Here is a 15,406-nt window from a genome sequence, read left to right as displayed (position 1 = left end):
GCCGGGGTCAGTTTCGCGCGCGCCGCCCCGGCGCTGATCCGCCCCTCACTTGGTGCCGACGGTCCGCAGCACCGTCAGCACCAGCGTCCGCGCGGCCCGCACCGTCTCCCGCAGTGAGACGTGCTCGCGCGCACCGTGGGCGACCGCGATGTCCCCGGGACCGTACTGCAGCGTCGGGATCCCGGCGCCGGTGTAGTGCCGCAGGTCGCTGCCGTACGTGGCGCCGCGCACCCGCGGCCGCGGGCCGCCGGTCGCGTCGGCGTGCGCCGTGGCCACCGTGTCCGCGAGGGCGTGCCCCTCGGGCAGCCGGCCGCTCGCGAACTGCCCGCCCGGCCAGCTCACCGTCGCCGGATGGTCCCGCAGCCAGGGGTCGGCGGCACACGCGTCGGCCACGCACCGCTCCAGCGCGGCGCGCGCGTCCGCCGGGTCCTCGCCGAGGCGTACGCCGAACCGGCCCTCGGCGACCAGCAGGTCGGGCACGCTGCTCGCCCAGTCCCCGGCGCGCAGGGTGCCCACCGACAGGCCGTAGGGGATGGGGTACTCGGCGAGCAGCGGGTCGGGGTCCCGGTTCCGTTCGGTCTCCAGCTCGGCCAGCGCCCGGTGCAGCGGCAGATACGCGTCCACGGCGCTGACCCCCTGCTCCCGCGCGCTGCCGTGCGCCGCCCTGCCGGGCACGGCGACGCGGAACGTCAGCGCGCCCGCGTTGGCCGTGATCAGGGTGCCGGCGGTGGGCTCGGCGATGACGCAGGCGTCGCCGCGGTGGCCGCGCCGCAGGGTGCCGAAGGCGCCGAGTCCGCCGTCCTCCTCGCCGACGACGAAGTGCGCGGCGACCCGGCCGCGTAGCCGCACCCCGGACGTCCGTATCGCGGCCAGCGCGGCGAGGTGCGCCGCGAGCCCCGCCTTCATGTCACAGGCCCCGCGCCCGTGCACCAGGTCCCCGGTCACCCGCGGCACGTACGGATCCCCCTCCCATGCGTCGAGGTCACCGGGCGGTACGACGTCGACGTGGCCCTGGAGGATCAGCGTGGGCCCGTCGCCGCCGTCGGGGGTCGTGCCGACCAGTCCCCAGGCCTCGTCCCGGGGCGCCTCCGTCCCCGGGAAGCCGGGGTCGTCGCGCAGCGCGGGCAGGTCGAGCGGCCACAGGTCGACGTCCATCCCGAGCCACTCCAGCCGCCCGGCCAGCTGGTGCTGGAGCTCCGACTCGGCGGCGCTCCCGGTCACGCTCGGCACGGATATCAGCTCCAGCAGCGTCCGCCCCAGCGCCGCCTCGTCCACCGCCGCCAGCGCCGCGGCCTCCTCGTCGGTCAGCATGCCGCCCCTCCCCTCACCGGGGACGGCACGGCACCGCCCCCGCCCGCATACCTGCACACCCCGATACCCGCTTACGCCTCCGGCCAGCCACCAGCCACCCGGCCGCACAGCCGCACAGCCGCACAGCCGCACGCGGCGACGGCACCCCGTGGATCCTGGGGAGCACGCCCCACCCATGCCCGCACCGACACCGGGCCGCACAGCCGCCCCACCGCGGGCAGTCGTGCCTCCCCCAGGACGTCACGGGCGGGCGCTGGGGGGCACCCCCTCCAGGGGAGGCACCCCGCAGGCGCCGGGCCGCGCGGCCCACCTCCGCCCCGCACCATCGCCGGACCGCGCACGCCCGCACAGCCGCCCCACCGCGGGCAGTCGTGCCTCCCCAGGACGTCACGGGCGGGCGCTGGGGGGCACCCCCTCCAGGGGAGGCACCCCGCAGACGCCGGGCCGCGCGGCCCACCTCCGCCCCGCACCATCGCCGGGCCGCACACGACCGCACAGCCGCCCCACCGCGGGCAGTCGTCCCTCCCCCAGGACGTCACGGGCGGGCGCTGGGGGGCACCCCGCAGACGCCGGGCCGCGCGGCCCACCTCCACCCCGCACCATCGCCGGGCCGCACACCACCGCACAGCCGCCCCACCGCCCGACCGCCCAGCCCTCTACACCCGGCACCCGGCACCCGGCACCCGGGAAACGCCCTTCACCCGGCCGGTGGCGGCGTCGCCCCGCCTCCCACCGTGAACCCGGTCACCGTCCCCCCGCCCTCCCGCCGGTAGGCGTACGGCGCACCGCCGTGGGCCAGTGCGACCTCCCGGACGATGGAGAGCCCGAGCCCCGACCCCGGCAGGGACCGCGCGTCGGCGGCGCGGTAGAAGCGGTCGAAGACCCGGCTCAGGTCGTCCTCGGCGATGCCCGGACCCCGGTCGCGCACCTCCACCCGCACGGTGCCCGGACGGGCCGGTCCCGCGACGCGGATCTCGACCACGGCGCCGCCGTCCCGGTCGAACTTGACCGCGTTCTCGACCAGGTTGGACAGCGCCCGCGTGAGCATCCCGGGCCGTCCGTGGGTCGTGGTGTCGCCGCTCGCGCGCACCACGATCTCCCGCCCGGTGCGCCGCCTGGCCAGTCCCGCCACGTCCTGTGCGAGGTCCGCGAGGTCGACCCGCTGCGGCGGCTCGGTGTCGGACTGCCCGGCCGCGAGGTCGACCAGTTCGTTGACGAGGTCGGTCAGCTCGCGGGCCTCCTGGGTGAGGTCGGCGACGAGCTCCTCGCGGGTACCGGGCGGCAGCTCGTCGATGCGGCGCAGCAGGGAGATGTTGGTGCGCAGCGAGGTGAGGGGCGTCCGCAGTTCGTGCCCGGCGTCCTGGACCAGCCGGCGCTGGTCCTCCTCGGACTGGGCGAGCCGGCCCAGCATCCGGTCGAAGGCGCGACCGAGGCGCCCCACCTCGTCGTATCCGGCGACGGGCACCTGGATGCCGAGCCGCCGGGTGCGGGCGACGGCCTCGGCGGTGTTGGTGAGGACGACCAGGCGGCGGGTGATGCGGCGGGCCAGCCACCAGCCGAACAGCCCGGCCCCGACCACCACCGCCGCCATCAGGATCAGCGTGCGCCGCTGGAGCGCCCGCAGCAGGTCCTCGGTGTTGCTGAACTCCTGCGCGACCTGCACCGCGCCCCGGGCACCGCCGAGGGAGACGGTCGCGACCCGGTAGACGTCGCTGCCGACGTCGACGTCCGCGTGCACGACCACCTGCCCGGCCGTGCCGGCACCGGCGATCCGGCGGTCCTCGCCGACCACCGGCAGCCCGGGATCGCCCGGGTCGAAGACGCTGCCGTCCGGGCCGAGGACCTGCACGTCGGTCCGGGCGGGCCGTACCAGGTCGTGGCCGGGCGCGGCGGAGGAGAAGTCGTGCGGCGTCATCCGGTTCTGCCGGACCTCGCCGCGCAGGTCCTGCACGACCTCGTCGAACACGGACTGCTGGTCCACGCGCACCAGCCGGGCGGCGGCGTTGTAGGACAGGATGCCGACCAGCACGGTGACCGTGGCGGTGACCGCCGCGAACGCCACCGCGAACGTGGTCCCCAGCGACAGCAGCCGCAGCCGCCGGCGCGCGGCCGGCGACCCGTACGCACCGCCCGCGCGCACTCAGCCCTCCCGCAGCACGTAACCCACCCCGCGCACCGTGTGGATCAGCTGCGGCGCGCCGGGCTCGTCGAGCTTGCGGCGCAGGTAACCGACGTAGACGGCGAGGTTCTTGGAACCGGGGCCGAAGTCGTAGCCCCAGATGCGGTCGTAGATGGTGGCGTGCTCCAGGACGACGCCCGCGTTGCGGATCAGCAGTTCCAGCAGCTCGAACTCGGTGCGGGTCAGCTCCAGCTCCCGCCCGCCGCGCCAGACCCGGCGGGCCTGCGGGTCCATGCGCAGCCCGGCCGCCTCCAGGAACCGTCCGGGGGGACCCGGCGCCGGCTCCTCCTCGGGCTCGGCGGCCGGCACGGGCGGCGGCGGCACGGGGGCCGCCCGCCGCAGCAGGGCACGCAGCCGGGCGAAGACCTCCTCGACGTCGAACGGCTTGACGACGTAGTCGTCGGCGCCCGCGTCCAGTCCGGCGATCCGGTCGGCGGTCTCCACCAGCGCCGTCAGCATCAGCACCGGCGTGCGGTCGCCCTCGGCACGCAGCACCCGGCACACCTGGAGCCCGTCGATGCCGGGCATCATCACGTCCAGCACCAGGACGTCGGGCCGGCTGCGGTGGGCCTGCGCGAGGGCCTCGACACCGTCGGCGACGGCCGTGACCCGGTAGCCCTCCAGGGTCAGGGCGCGCTCCAGCGCGTTGCGGATGGCGCGGTCGTCTTCGGCGAGCAGAACGGTGTGCGGCACGCGCCCAGTGTGCCAACCGCCCGGGACTCCCCGCCCCGGCGGACGGCACCGGGGCCGGCTTCTTACCCGTATCTCACCCGGCGGGCCGCAGCGCGGCGAGCCGTTCCTCGAACGGGGTGACGTCCTCGAAGGAGTCCCGCCGAGGCTGTGGACGGGCGGTGGACAGCCCCGGCACCAGCGCCGCCAGCTCCCCGGCCGCCCGCTCGACACGCCCGTCAAGACCCTCGGCGCCCCAGTCCTCGGAGGCGGCGTAGACGCCGGTCGGGACGACGACGGCCCGGAGGTGGGAGAACAGCGGGCGCATCGCGTGGTCGAGGACCAGCGAGTGCCGCGCCGTACCGCCGGTGGCGGCGATCAGCACCGGCTTCCCGGCGAGGGCGCCCTCGTCGGTGACGCTCAGCGCGTCGAAGAACGACTTGAACAGCCCGCTGTAGGAAGCCGAGAACACCGGGGTGACCACGATCAGCCCGTCGGCGGCCGCGACCGTCTCGAAGGCGGCGGTCAGCGCCCGGCCCGGGAAGCCGTTGGTGAAGGTGTGCGCGATCTCGACGGCGAGGTCGCGCACCTCGATCACCTGGACGTCGGCCGGGGTCCGCCCGGCGGCCGCGGCGGCCAGGCGGTCGCCGAGCAGCCGGGTGGAGGACTGCACGCTCAGTCCGGCCGATACGACGACGAGCCTCATGCCCGCGCTCCTTCCTTCTTCCTGGCGCCGGCCGGCAGCGAACCGTGGGTCGGCGCGTCCGGCACGCCGGCCGGGCGCCTCTTGGCGAACTCCTCGCGCAGCACCGGCACGACCGCCTCGCCCAGCAGGTCGAGCTGCTCCAGCACGGTCTTCAGCGGCAGGCCCGCGTGGTCCATCAGGAAGAGCTGGCGCTGGTAGTCACCGGCGTACTCGCGGAACGACAGCGTCTTCTCGATGACCTGCTGCGGGGAGCCCACGGTGAGCGGGGTCTGCTCGGTGAACTCCTCCAGCGACGGCCCGTGCCCGTAGACCGGGGCGTTGTCGAAGTAGGGCCGGAACTCACGCACCGCGTCCTGGCTGTTCCTCCGCATGAACACCTGGCCGCCCAGGCCGACGATCGCCTGCTCGGGCCTGCCGTGCCCGTAGTGGGCGTACCGGGCCCGGTACAGCTCGACCATGCGCTTGGTGTGATCGGCGGGCCAGAAGATGTTGTTGTGGAAGAAGCCGTCGCCGTAGTAGGCGGCCTGCTCGGCGATCTCCGGCGAGCGGATCGACCCGTGCCAGACGAACGGCGGGACGCCGTCCAGCGGGCGGGGCGTGGAGGTGAAGCCCTGCAGCGGGGTGCGGAACTTCCCCTCCCAGTCGACGACGTCCTCGCGCCACAGCCGGTGCAGGAGGGCGTAGTTCTCGACGGCGAGGTTGATGCCCTGGCGGATGTCCTGGCCGAACCAGGGGTAGACCGGGCCGGTGTTCCCGCGGCCCATCATCAGGTCCACCCGGCCGTCGGCCAGGTGCTGGAGCATCGCGAAGTCCTCGGCGATCTTCACCGGGTCGTTGGTGGTGATCAGGGTGGTGGAGGTGGAGAGGACCAGCCGCTCGGTGCGGGCCGCGATGTAGCCGAGCATGGTGGTCGGCGAGGACGGCACGAACGGCGGGTTGTGGTGCTCACCGGTCGCGAAGACGTCCAGTCCCACCTCCTCGGCCTTCAGCGCGATGGCGACCATGGCCTTGATCCGCTCGCGCTCGGTCGGGGTGCGCCCCGTGGTCGGGTCGGGAGTGACGTCCCCGACGCTGAAGATCCCGAACTGCATGGCCACTCACCCTCCAGGTTGTTTACGCTTCAACTATACCCCTGGAACGACGCCCCGCCCCTCCCTATTCCACCCCCGGCCGGACCCTCTACGGCACCAGCACCAGCCGCCCCCGCACCCCGCCCTCCGCCAGCCGCGTGTGCGCCTTCACCGCGTCGGCCAGCGGATACGTCTCCGCGACCCGGAGCGTCAGCACTCCCTCGTCCACCAGCCGCACCAGCTCCGCCAGCCGGGCCCCGTCGGCGGCCACCTCCACGGCGGCCACCCGCACCCCGCGCTCCGGCGCCGGCTCCGCGTGCGGGATCACACCCGCGTAGGCACCCCCGTCCCGCACCCACGCGAGCGCCCGCTCCCCGAGCACCGCCGCGTCCAGCACCGCGTCGACGCTCCGCGCCCCCACCGCGCCGCCCGTGAAACGCGCGGCGCCGAGCGAGCGCACGAGCTCCTCGTCGTCCTCCCGGGCCAGGGCGGTGACGGCGATCCCCCGGTGCGCGGCGAGCTGGACGGCGTACCCGCCGACCGCGCCCGCGGCACCCGTCACCAGCAGTGACCCGCCCTCGGGGACCGCCAGCAGATCCAGGGCCTGCGCGGCCGTGAGCGCGTTCAGCGGCAGCGTCGCCGCGTGCGCCGCGTCGGCCGCGCGCGGTGCCCGCGCCACCGCGTCCGCCGGGACGACCACGTACTCGCTGGAACGCGACGGTCTCCTCACCCGCACGGTGACCCCGTCCGTCCCCGTCCGCGTCGACTACGAGCTCACCCCGCTCGGCACCGGCCTCAGCGGACTCCTCAACGCCGTGAAGGACTGGGCGGAGACCCATTTCGACGAGGTGCACCGCGCCCGCGAACGCCACGACGCCGAGACCGGCTAACCCTCCGGGACCTGCCCCGACCGCAGCCGGGCCGCCTGTTCCGCGCTGAACTCCGTCGTACGCCTCATGTGCTGGATGAACAGGGCCAGTTCGGCATCGTCCAGATCCTCGAAGAGCGCGAACCAGCCGCCGCCGAGACGCTCCCACACCCGCCCGAACTCGGTGGCCCGCTCCGGCACCACCGCCACCAGCACCAGCCGCCGGTCCCCCGCGTCCCGCTCCCGCACCACGTACCCCGCCCGCTCCAGCCGGTCCACCAGCCGCGTCGCCGAGCCGGTCGTCAGCCCCGTCAGCTCCGCGACCCGGCCCGTGGCCACCGGGCCGCCCTCCAGCGTCAGCAGGTTCAGACACTGCAGATCGGTGGGGTGCAGGCCCAGGTGGTCGGAGAGCGCCTGGTTGAACAGGGCGTGGGCCGCCATGGAGCGCCGGGACACCACGGCCAGCTCCGCCAGCAGCCCGGCCCGCCCGGTCTCCGGCATGCGCGACTCCTCTCCGCTCCTGCGGATGTATCCCACCCACGGCCCGTACCAGGCGCCGTCCATCAGGTGACGTACCCGGATGCGAAGCTGCACGCATGCTCATCCTCCGCTCCGCCGCCCTGTTCGTCCTCGCCGCGCTGCTCGAGATCGGCGGCGCCTGGCTGGTCTGGCAGGGCGTGCGCGAACACCGCGGCCGGCTGTGGGCGGCCGGCGGGGTCCTCGCCCTCGGCGCCTACGGCTTCGTCGCGACCTTCCAGCCCGACGCCCACTTCGGCCGCGTCCTCGCGGCGTACGGCGGCATCTTCGTCGCCGGCTCGATCCTGTGGGGTGTGGTCGCCGACGGCTACCGCCCGGACCGCTGGGACATCACCGGCGCACTGGTCTGCCTCGCCGGAATGGCCGTGATCATGTGGGCCCCGCGCAACGGCTGATGCCCCCGCCATCACCCCATCGGCCCCGCTTATGCTGGCCGGGCACGGCGGGGAGTGCGTGTCGTGCCCGATCCGCCCCGATCGCCGAGGAGCAGCCCATGGCCACCGCCGCACCGCCCGCCGCGTCCCGCATCGCCGTCGTCACGGGCGCGAGCAGCGGAATCGGGGCCGCCACGGCACGCCGGCTCGCCGAGGCCGGATACCGCGTCGTCCTCACCGCCCGGCGCAAGGACCGCATCGAGGCGCTCGCCGAGGAGCTCACCGCCGCCGGCCACGCGGCCACGGCCTACCCCCTCGACGTCACCGACCGCGCCGCCGTCGACGAGTTCGCCACCGCCTTCAGGACCGTCGGCGTCCTCGTCAACAACGCCGGCGGCGCACTCGGCGCCGACCCGGTCGCCACCGGTGACCCGGACCACTGGCGCACCATGTACGAGACCAACGTCCTCGGCACCCTCCACCTCACCCAGGCCCTGCTCCCCAAGCTGGACGCGAGCGGCGACGGCACGGTCGTCGTCGTCTCCTCCACCGCCGGCCACGCCACCTACGAGGGCGGCGCGGGCTACGTCGCCGCCAAGCACGGCGCCCACGTCCTCGCCGAGACCCTGCGCCTGGAGATCGTCGGCCGCCCGGTGCGCGTCATCGAGATCGCGCCCGGCATGGTCAGGACGGAGGAGTTCGCCCTCACCCGCTTCGGCGGCGACGCGGAGAAGGCCTCCAGGGTCTACCAGGGCGTCGCGGAGCCCCTCACCGCGGACGACGTGGCCGACACCATCACCTGGGCGGTGACCCGCCCGCCCCACGTCAACATCGACCTGATGGTCGTCCGCCCGCGCGCCCAGGCGTCCAACACCAAGGTCCACCGGGAGCCCTGATGCCCGACCCCGAACAACGCCGCCTGGCCCTGGAGAAGAAGCGCGAACGCTACGTCTGGTATTACCTCGCCTACTTCCTCTTCGGCATCCACATCGTGGCCTTCGTCATGATCTACGCGGTGACCCACGCGAAGTAGCCCGAAGAGGTCGTCCCGTAATCCCACGAGGCTGAGGGTCACGCTCCGTTCGTACGCGCAGCGGCTCACAGAGGCCGCCTCGGTGCTCGGCCGCACGGAGAAGAGTTGCCTCATCCGCCGGTGGCGCCCACGAAACGGATTGGCGGCGAGCACAGCGAGTCAGTGATCGACCGCGGGGCCCTGGATCTCAGGGCCCCGCGCCTCAACCCTTCACGCACACGAACTGCTTCAGCTTCGCCACGACCTCGACGAGATCACGCTGCTGCTCCATCACCTGGTCGATGTTCTTGTACGCTCCCGGAATTTCGTCCAGTACACCGGAGTCCTTCCGGCACTCCACCCCACTCGTCTGCTGCTCCAGGTCCCGCACGGTGAACCGCCGCTTCGCCGCGTTCCGGCTCATTCGCCGACCCGCGCCGTGCGACGCCGAGTTGAACGCCTTCTCGCTGCCGAGCCCTTTCACGATGTACGAGCTGGTACCCATGGAGCCTGGGATGATCCCGTACTCACCCGCACCCGCGCGGATGGCGCCCTTGCGGGTCACGAGCAGGTCCATGCCCTCGTACCGCTCCTCCGCCACGTAGTTGTGGTGGCAGGAGATCTCCGGCTCAAAGGTGGGTCCGGCCTTCTTGAACTCCTTGCGGATCACGTCCTTCAGGAGCGCCATCATGATCGAGCGGTTGTACTTCGCGTACTCCTGCGCCCAGAAGAGGTCGTTGCGGTACGCCGCCATCTGCGGGGTGTCCGCTATGAAGACGGCGAGGTCGCGGTCGACCAAGCCCTGGTTGTGCGGCAGCTTCTGCGCAATGCCGATGTGATGCTCGGCGAGCTCCTTGCCGATGTTCCGGGAACCGGAATGCAGGGTGAGCCACACGGAGCCGACATCATCGAACAAAAGTTCGATGTAGTGATTCCCTCCGCCGAGCGTTCCCATCTGCTTCGTGGCGCGTTCCTGACGGAACTTGACCGCGTCCGCCACCCCGCCGAACCGGGTCCAGAAGTCGTCCCAGCCGCCCGTCGCGAAGCCGTGCAGCCGGCCGGGGTCGACCGGGTCGTCGTGCATGCCACGGCCCACCGGAATGACCTGCTCGATCTTCGAGCGCAGCCGCGAGAGGTCGCCGGGCAGGTCGCTCGCCGTCAGGGACGTCTTCACCGCCGACATCCCGCAGCCGATGTCGACCCCCACCGCCGCCGGGCACACCGCACCGCGCATCGCGATGACCGACCCGACCGTCGCACCCTTTCCGTAGTGCACGTCCGGCATCACGGCCAGGCCCTTGATCCACGGCAGGGTGGCGACGTTCCGCAGCTGCTGGAGGGCGCCCTCCTTCACCGTCGCCGGGTCCGCCCACATGCGGATCGGCACCTTCGCGCCGGGCACTTCCACGTACGACACAACGTCCCCATTCCCCCGGAAAACCAACAGAAGTATCGAAGCGCAAAACCGGCGCCAAGGTCGACGAAAGGGATGACGGACCGGCGTCCACGGCAGTGCGTGCGATACACATTGTCTGCGAAGAGCGCCCCCCTGCGGCAAGCGATTAACCAGCGGGGACACTTGGGAGGACCCGGCGGGCACCGTCCCGCACCCACCGTCGAGAGGAGCCCGACCGTGCAGCGGAGGGCGTACGTACCCGGCGTCGCCGCGCTCCTGGCGGCCGTGCTGGCCGGCTGCACCGGCAGTGCCGAGGACGGCGGCCAGTCGGACAACTCCAACCCGGGGAGCGCCGGTACGGCGACCCAGGCGGCCCAGCCCGGACGGTACGCCACACTCCCCGAGCCCTGCGGTGCGGTCGACGACACCACGCTCGGCCAACTCCTCCCCGGGCTTGGGGAGATGGCGGACGAGGCGCAGCGCGAGAAGGCGTACGCGGGCGAGGCGACCCTCACCTACGACACCGACCGCAAGGTGGGCTGCCGTTGGAAGGTGGAGTCGGCCGAAGCGACCGACCACCTGCTGGTCGAATTGGAACGGGTCGTCTCCTACGACAACGCCGTCAGCGACGACGCCCAGGCCGGGCAGCTCTTCGCGACGAAGCAGGTGGCGGCGCGGCTCCCGGAGCCGACGGTGACGACCACGGAGTCCGGCACGCCCTCCATCAGCCCGTCCGGTGAGGCGAGTTCGACGCCGTCCTCCTCGGCCTCGTCCTCCGCCTCCTCCTCCGCCGCCTCGCCGTCCGCCGGCCCGACCGAGCTCCAGCCGCGTCTTCTGGAGGACCTGGGCGACGAGGCGTTCCTCGACGACGAGCTGGACAGCTCCGGTTCGACCGCCCGGCAGCGCACGGTGACTGTGGCGTTCCGCACGTCCAATGTGATCGTGACCGTCGAGTACGCGGAGCAGCCGATGACCGTCGGCGCCGTGCCGGACAGCAAGGAAATGCAGGACAGGGCACGGAAACTGGCGTCCGAGCTGGCCGATTCACTGAGCGGCTGAGCACCGTTCGCCGCCCCTGCGTCCCCGTGCGCGAAGCGGGCGAAGAGGGACCGCGCGGGTGGCTCACCGCGTACCGTGACCCCTCGGACCCCGTTCAGACCGCAGGGAACACGAGCGTCATGAGTGAAGGAACCATGCAGCGACGAGCACAGCGAGACCCGGCTGACCAGCGAGCGAAGCGTCTCACCCGCGTCCTTGTCTGCGCCGCGGCCGTCCCGGTGATGCTGATCGCCGCCGGCTGCTCCTCGGACTCCGGCTCCGACGACGGCAAGGACAAGGGCGCCGGCGCCTCCGCGTCGACGTCCGCGAGCCCGTCCCCGACCGTGCAGGCGGCGGCGTACAAGAAGCTCCCCGAGGCTTGTGGGGTGCTGTCGAAGAAGACCCTGGAGGATCTGGCTCCGGAGGCGAAGGCCGGCAAGGAGGGCAGCTCGGACGACCTCTCCACGCGTGCCAGCTGTTCCTGGAGCAGCCTCGACAACAACGGTGTGAAGGGGTCGCAGTTCCGCTGGCTGAACGTGTCGCTGCTGCGCTTCGACTCGGACACCACCCGTGGGCCGGGCGACAAGCTGGCCAAGGAGTACTACGCCAAGCAGGTGCGGGACGCCCAGTCCGCCGAGGGCGCGAAGGGCACCAAGGTGGAGCCGCTCTCCGGGACCGGTGACGAGGCGACGACGGTGCGCTACGACCTGAAGAAGAAGGAAGGCACCTTCAAGCAGCAGACGGTGGTGGTACGCGTTGAGAACGCGGTCGTCACCCTGGACTACAACGGTGCGGGTCTGGCCGGTGACAAGGCGCCGGACGCCGACGACCTGCTGAAGGACGCGCAGAAGGCCGCCAAGGAGGCGGTGGCCTCGGTGACGAAGGCGAACAGCGCGGGCGAGGCGGACAGTTCGCCGTCCGCTTCCGGGTCGGGCAAGCCGTCGGGCAAGGCGTCGGGCAAGGCGTCGCCGTCGGCCTCGAAGCCGTCCGCCGCCAAGGGCTGACCCCCTGAATCAGAACCGGCCATCCGTCTCCCGCACACATGTGCCACTCTGTTGCGCGCAACAACACGCACTGGGAGGGGAGTACGGGTGGCCGGGCCACTGCAGCTGACACGGATGCACCGGGTTCTCATCGGCGTGGTCGTCTCCGGTGCGGTCGTCATCGCCGGGATCGGCTTCGCGGGTTCGTACGCGGCCGTCCGTGAGCTCGCCCTGCAAAAGGGCTTCGGTGACTTCAGTTACGTCTTCCCGATCGGTATCGACGCCGGTATCTGTGTCCTGCTCGCGCTGGACCTGCTGCTGACCTGGATCCGCATCCCGTTCCCGCTGCTGCGGCAGACGGCGTGGCTGCTGACGGCGGCGACGATCGCCTTCAACGGCGCGGCGGCGTGGCCGGATCCGCTCGGTGTGGGCATGCACGGCGTGATCCCGGTGCTGTTCGTGGTCTCCGTGGAGGCGGCCCGGCACGCGATCGGGCGGATCGCCGACATCACCGCCGACAAGCACATGGAGGGTGTCCGTCTCACCCGCTGGCTGCTCTCGCCCGGCCCGACGTTCCTGCTGTGGCGGCGGATGAAGCTGTGGGAGCTGCGTTCCTACGAGCAGGTGATCAAGCTGGAGCAGGAGCGGCTGGTGTACCAGGCCCGTCTCCGCTCCCGCTACGGCCGCGCCTGGCGCCGCAAGGCCCCGGTCGAGTCCCTGATGCCGCTGCGCCTCGCCAAGTACGGCGTCCCCCTGGCCGACACGGCCCCGGCGGGTCTGGCGGCGGCGGGCATAGAGCCCGCACTGCTCCCCCCGGCGCCCGGGGCCGCGGAGACATCCGTGGGCGGCCGCGCGGACACGGCCGCGGCCGGTCGTGCCGCCGGGGCCCGGGTGGGCTCGGTGGCCGCGCCTCCCGGCGAGCAGCGCCGGGAACTCGAGGGCCACCGGAATCCCGGGCACCGGGAGGAGACCGCGGGCAATCCGTGGCTGCAGGCCCGTGACCCGCAGACCGTCGAGTACCACGGCGGTTACGACCCCACCTACGACCCCGACGAGGAGTACGCCCGCTGGTACGCGGAGCAGCGGCAGGCCGAGCAGTACCAGGAGCAGTACCAGGAGGAGCCGCCGCTCCAGGAGCCCTCCCCGGAGGAGACCGGCGGCTTCCCGATTCCCGTGGTTCCCGGCGGCCGTACCCGCGAGCTGGGGGAGGGCGGCGGCACCCCTGCCGCCGACCCGGGCGAGGAGGCTTTCTACCAGGTGTTCCGGCAGTCGATAGACGGCAGCTACCCCACGCCCCGCGTCCTCGGCGACAACATCCAGGCGACCTACGGCACGACCCTGAGCCCGAGCGAGCTGAAGGTCCTCGCCGAGCGCTTCCAGGCGCGCCACACGGCGGAACTGGAAGAGGACCACATCGCGTAAGGCGCGCACACGACGACAGGGGGCGCCCGGCCGGACACCGGGCGCCCCCTGTCGTCGTGCCGGCGGCTACTCCCCGAGCAGCGCCCGCACCCGCTCCTGCCCCACGGCCAGCAGCAGCGTGGGCAGCCTCGGTCCCGTGTCCCGCCCGACCAGCAGGTGGTACAGCAGGGCGAAGAAGGACCGCTGGGCGGTCTTGATCTCCGCCGGCAGTTCCTTGGGCGTGGCGTCGGCCGAGAAGCCGGCCTGGACCTTGGGCACGCCGTAGACGAGGTGGGTGAGCCCGTCCAGCGACCAGTTGTCCGCGAGGCCGTCGAGCAGCAGCCGCAGCGACTGCCGGTCCCGCTCGTCGAGCGACTTCAGCAGGTCGGCGTCGGGCTCGGCGCGGACGATGGTGCGCTGGTCGGCGGGGACGTGGGTGTTGATCCACGCCTCGGCCTTGTCGTACCGCGGACGGGCCTCGTCCAGCGAGGCCGGCGGGTCGGAGGGGTCGAGCTCGCTGAGGATCCGCAGGGCCTGGTCCTCGTGACCGGCGGTGATGTCGGCCACCGAGGCCAGCGTGCGGTAGGGCAGCGGGCGGGCCGTCGTCGGCAGCTCACCGCTCGCCGTGCGGACCGCGCGGGAGTGCGCGGCGGCGTCGGCGGGCAGGACGCTGCCGTCGGCGACCTTGGCGTCGAGCCGGTCCCACTCGTCGTACAGGCGCTGGATCTCCTGATCGAAGGCGATCTTGAAGGACTGGTTGGGCCGGCGCCGGGCGTACAGCCAGCGCAGCAGTTGCGGCTCCATGATCTGCAGCGCGTCGGCCGGGGTCGGCACGCCGCCCCGGGACGACGACATCTTCGCCATGCCGCTGATGCCGACGAAGGCGTACATCGGCCCGATCGGCTGCTCGCCGCCGAAGATGCCGACGATCTGCCCGCCCACCTGGAACGACGACCCCGGCGAGGAGTGGTCGACACCGCTCGGCTCGAAGATCACGCCCTCGTAGGCCCACCGCATGGGCCAGTCGACCTTCCAGACGAGCTTGCCGCGGTTGAACTCGCTCAGCCGGACGGTCTCCGAGAAGCCGCACGCGGTGCAGGCGTAGTTCAGCTCGGTGGAGTCGTCGTCGTAGGAGGTGACCGTCGTCAGGTCCTTCTCGCAGTTGCCGCAGTACGGCTTGTACGGGAAGTAGCCGGCGGAGCCGGAGCTGCCGTCGTCCTCGGCGGCGGCGCCGGAGCCCTCGGCGGCCTCCAGCTCGGCCTCGTCGACCGGCTTCTGCTGCTGCTTCTTCGCGGGGGCCTTCTTGGTGCGGTACTGGTCGAGGATCGCGTCGATGTCGCCGCGGTGCCTCATGGCGTGCAGGATCTGCTCGCGGTAGACACCGGAGGTGTACTGCTCGGTCTGGCTGATCCCGTCGAACTCCACGCCCAGCTCGGCCAGCGACTCGACCATGGCGGCCTTGAAGTGCTCGGCCCAGTTCGGGTACGCGGAGCCCTTGGGGGCGGGGACGGAGGTGAGCGGCTTGCCGATGTGCTCGGCCCACGTCTCGTCCACGCCGGCGACACCGGCCGGGACCTTGCGGTAGCGGTCGTAGTCGTCCCAGGAGATCAGGTGCCGGACCTGGTGGCCGCGGCGGCGGATCTCGTCGGCGACGAGGTGCGGGGTCATGACCTCGCGGAGGTTGCCCAGGTGGATCGGGCCGGAGGGGGAGAGTCCGGACGCGACGACAACAGGTTTGCCCGCGGCCCGACGCTCCGACTCCTCGATGACCTCATCCGCGAAACGGGAGACCCAGTCGGTGGTCTCGGTGCTCTGAGCCACGATCGGCACGTCCTTCTCTCTGCTCGGGCAGCCGGTACGGT

Annotated in this window: 14 protein-coding genes and 2 pseudogenes; 7 read left to right on the top strand and 9 right to left on the bottom strand. The window is 72.7% G+C overall.

Annotation, left to right across the window (positions count from 1 at the left end; translation table 11 throughout):
* Positions 1-45: 45 nt before the first annotated feature.
* The 6 genes and pseudogenes from BU52_RS05545 to BU52_RS36175 all read right to left on the bottom strand — a co-directional run.
* A complete protein-coding gene (locus BU52_RS05545; protein ID WP_037929114.1) occupies positions 46-1,311 on the bottom strand; it encodes an ArgE/DapE family deacylase in 1,266 nt (421 codons plus the stop codon).
* Between the two features lie 697 nt (positions 1,312-2,008).
* The gene (locus BU52_RS05540; protein WP_051857957.1) at positions 2,009-3,451 is read right to left on the bottom strand and encodes a HAMP domain-containing sensor histidine kinase; all 1,443 of its coding nucleotides are present in this window, start codon (positions 3,449-3,451) and stop codon (positions 2,009-2,011) included.
* Positions 3,452-4,183: a response regulator transcription factor gene (locus tag BU52_RS05535; RefSeq protein ID WP_037929112.1), complete on the bottom strand. Its 732-nt coding sequence runs from the start codon at positions 4,181-4,183 to the stop codon at positions 3,452-3,454.
* 73 nt (positions 4,184-4,256) lie between these two features.
* A complete protein-coding gene (locus tag BU52_RS05530) occupies positions 4,257-4,865 on the bottom strand; it encodes an FMN reductase (RefSeq protein WP_037929107.1) in 609 nt (202 codons plus the stop codon).
* A complete protein-coding gene (locus BU52_RS05525) occupies positions 4,862-5,956 on the bottom strand; it encodes an LLM class flavin-dependent oxidoreductase (RefSeq protein ID WP_037929105.1) in 1,095 nt (364 codons plus the stop codon). The genes BU52_RS05530 and BU52_RS05525 overlap by 4 nt, the downstream gene beginning before the upstream one ends.
* An 88-nt stretch (positions 5,957-6,044) precedes the next feature.
* Positions 6,045-6,644 (bottom strand): annotated as a pseudogene (locus BU52_RS36175) (zinc-binding dehydrogenase); the annotation flags it as partial.
* On the opposite strand from BU52_RS36175, the pseudogene BU52_RS35890 reads away from it, so the two are divergent.
* A pseudogene (locus BU52_RS35890) lies at positions 6,631-6,825 on the top strand (winged helix-turn-helix transcriptional regulator); the annotation flags it as partial. The pseudogenes BU52_RS36175 and BU52_RS35890 sit on opposite strands and share 14 nt — an antisense overlap.
* Here BU52_RS35890 and BU52_RS05510 read toward each other — a convergent pair.
* The gene (locus BU52_RS05510) at positions 6,822-7,304 is read right to left on the bottom strand and encodes a MarR family winged helix-turn-helix transcriptional regulator (protein ID WP_037929691.1); all 483 of its coding nucleotides are present in this window, start codon (positions 7,302-7,304) and stop codon (positions 6,822-6,824) included. The pseudogene BU52_RS35890 and the gene BU52_RS05510 sit on opposite strands and share 4 nt — an antisense overlap.
* A gap of 95 nt (positions 7,305-7,399) precedes the next feature.
* On the opposite strand from BU52_RS05510, the gene BU52_RS05505 reads away from it, so the two are divergent.
* From BU52_RS05505 to BU52_RS35530, 3 genes are all read left to right on the top strand, one after another.
* The gene (locus BU52_RS05505; RefSeq protein ID WP_037929102.1) at positions 7,400-7,735 is read left to right on the top strand and encodes a YnfA family protein; all 336 of its coding nucleotides are present in this window, start codon (positions 7,400-7,402) and stop codon (positions 7,733-7,735) included.
* A gap of 98 nt (positions 7,736-7,833) precedes the next feature.
* Positions 7,834-8,610: an SDR family NAD(P)-dependent oxidoreductase gene (locus BU52_RS05500; protein ID WP_037929101.1), complete on the top strand. Its 777-nt coding sequence runs from the start codon at positions 7,834-7,836 to the stop codon at positions 8,608-8,610.
* Positions 8,610-8,747 (top strand): hypothetical protein, encoded by a 138-nt coding sequence (locus BU52_RS35530; RefSeq protein WP_167343497.1) that lies wholly within the window; start codon positions 8,610-8,612, stop codon positions 8,745-8,747. Before BU52_RS05500 ends, BU52_RS35530 begins: the two co-directional genes overlap by 1 nt.
* A gap of 202 nt (positions 8,748-8,949) precedes the next feature.
* Here BU52_RS35530 and BU52_RS05495 read toward each other — a convergent pair whose 3' ends face one another.
* Entirely contained in the window at positions 8,950-10,143 is a 1,194-nt protein-coding gene (locus BU52_RS05495) for an RtcB family protein (RefSeq protein WP_037929100.1), read from the bottom strand.
* Positions 10,144-10,359: 216 nt separating this feature from the next.
* On the opposite strand from BU52_RS05495, the gene BU52_RS05490 reads away from it, so the two are divergent.
* The 3 genes from BU52_RS05490 to BU52_RS05480 all read left to right on the top strand — a co-directional run bounded on the left by BU52_RS05490 (position 10,360) and on the right by BU52_RS05480 (position 13,565).
* Entirely contained in the window at positions 10,360-11,181 is an 822-nt protein-coding gene (locus BU52_RS05490; protein ID WP_037929098.1) for a hypothetical protein, read from the top strand.
* Between the two features lie 119 nt (positions 11,182-11,300).
* On the top strand, positions 11,301-12,164 hold the full coding sequence (locus BU52_RS05485; protein ID WP_037929095.1) for a DUF3558 family protein: 864 nt from the start codon (positions 11,301-11,303) through the stop codon (positions 12,162-12,164).
* Between the two features lie 87 nt (positions 12,165-12,251).
* Complete coding sequence (locus BU52_RS05480) at positions 12,252-13,565, top strand: DUF2637 domain-containing protein (protein ID WP_037929092.1); 1,314 nt, start codon at positions 12,252-12,254, stop codon at positions 13,563-13,565.
* A 66-nt stretch (positions 13,566-13,631) separates the two neighbouring features.
* Here the strand turns inward: BU52_RS05480 and lysS are convergent, their stop codons facing one another.
* On the bottom strand, positions 13,632-15,374 hold the full coding sequence (lysS, locus tag BU52_RS05475; protein ID WP_037929081.1) for a lysine--tRNA ligase: 1,743 nt from the start codon (positions 15,372-15,374) through the stop codon (positions 13,632-13,634).
* Between the last annotated feature and the right edge of the window lie 32 nt (positions 15,375-15,406).

This window comes from Streptomyces toyocaensis, from assembly GCF_000725125.1.
Classification (GTDB): Bacteria; Actinomycetota; Actinomycetes; order Streptomycetales; family Streptomycetaceae; genus Streptomyces; species Streptomyces toyocaensis.
This window is presented reverse-complemented; position numbering and strand designations above follow the sequence as displayed.

Coding starts and splice junctions, on each gene's coding strand:
- BU52_RS05530 (WP_037929107.1), bottom strand. CDS start 4,865: ATGAGGCTCGTCGTCGTATCGGCCGGACTGAGCGTGCAGTCCTCCACC.
- BU52_RS05525 (WP_037929105.1), bottom strand. CDS start 5,956: ATGCAGTTCGGGATCTTCAGCGTCGGGGACGTCACTCCCGACCCGACC.
- BU52_RS05510 (WP_037929691.1), bottom strand. CDS start 7,304: ATGCCGGAGACCGGGCGGGCCGGGCTGCTGGCGGAGCTGGCCGTGGTG.
- BU52_RS05500 (WP_037929101.1), top strand. CDS start 7,834: ATGGCCACCGCCGCACCGCCCGCCGCGTCCCGCATCGCCGTCGTCACG.
- BU52_RS05485 (WP_037929095.1), top strand. CDS start 11,301: ATGAGTGAAGGAACCATGCAGCGACGAGCACAGCGAGACCCGGCTGAC.
- BU52_RS05505 (WP_037929102.1), top strand. CDS start 7,400: ATGCTCATCCTCCGCTCCGCCGCCCTGTTCGTCCTCGCCGCGCTGCTC.
- BU52_RS35530 (WP_167343497.1), top strand. CDS start 8,610: ATGCCCGACCCCGAACAACGCCGCCTGGCCCTGGAGAAGAAGCGCGAA.
- BU52_RS05545 (WP_037929114.1), bottom strand. CDS start 1,311: ATGCTGACCGACGAGGAGGCCGCGGCGCTGGCGGCGGTGGACGAGGCG.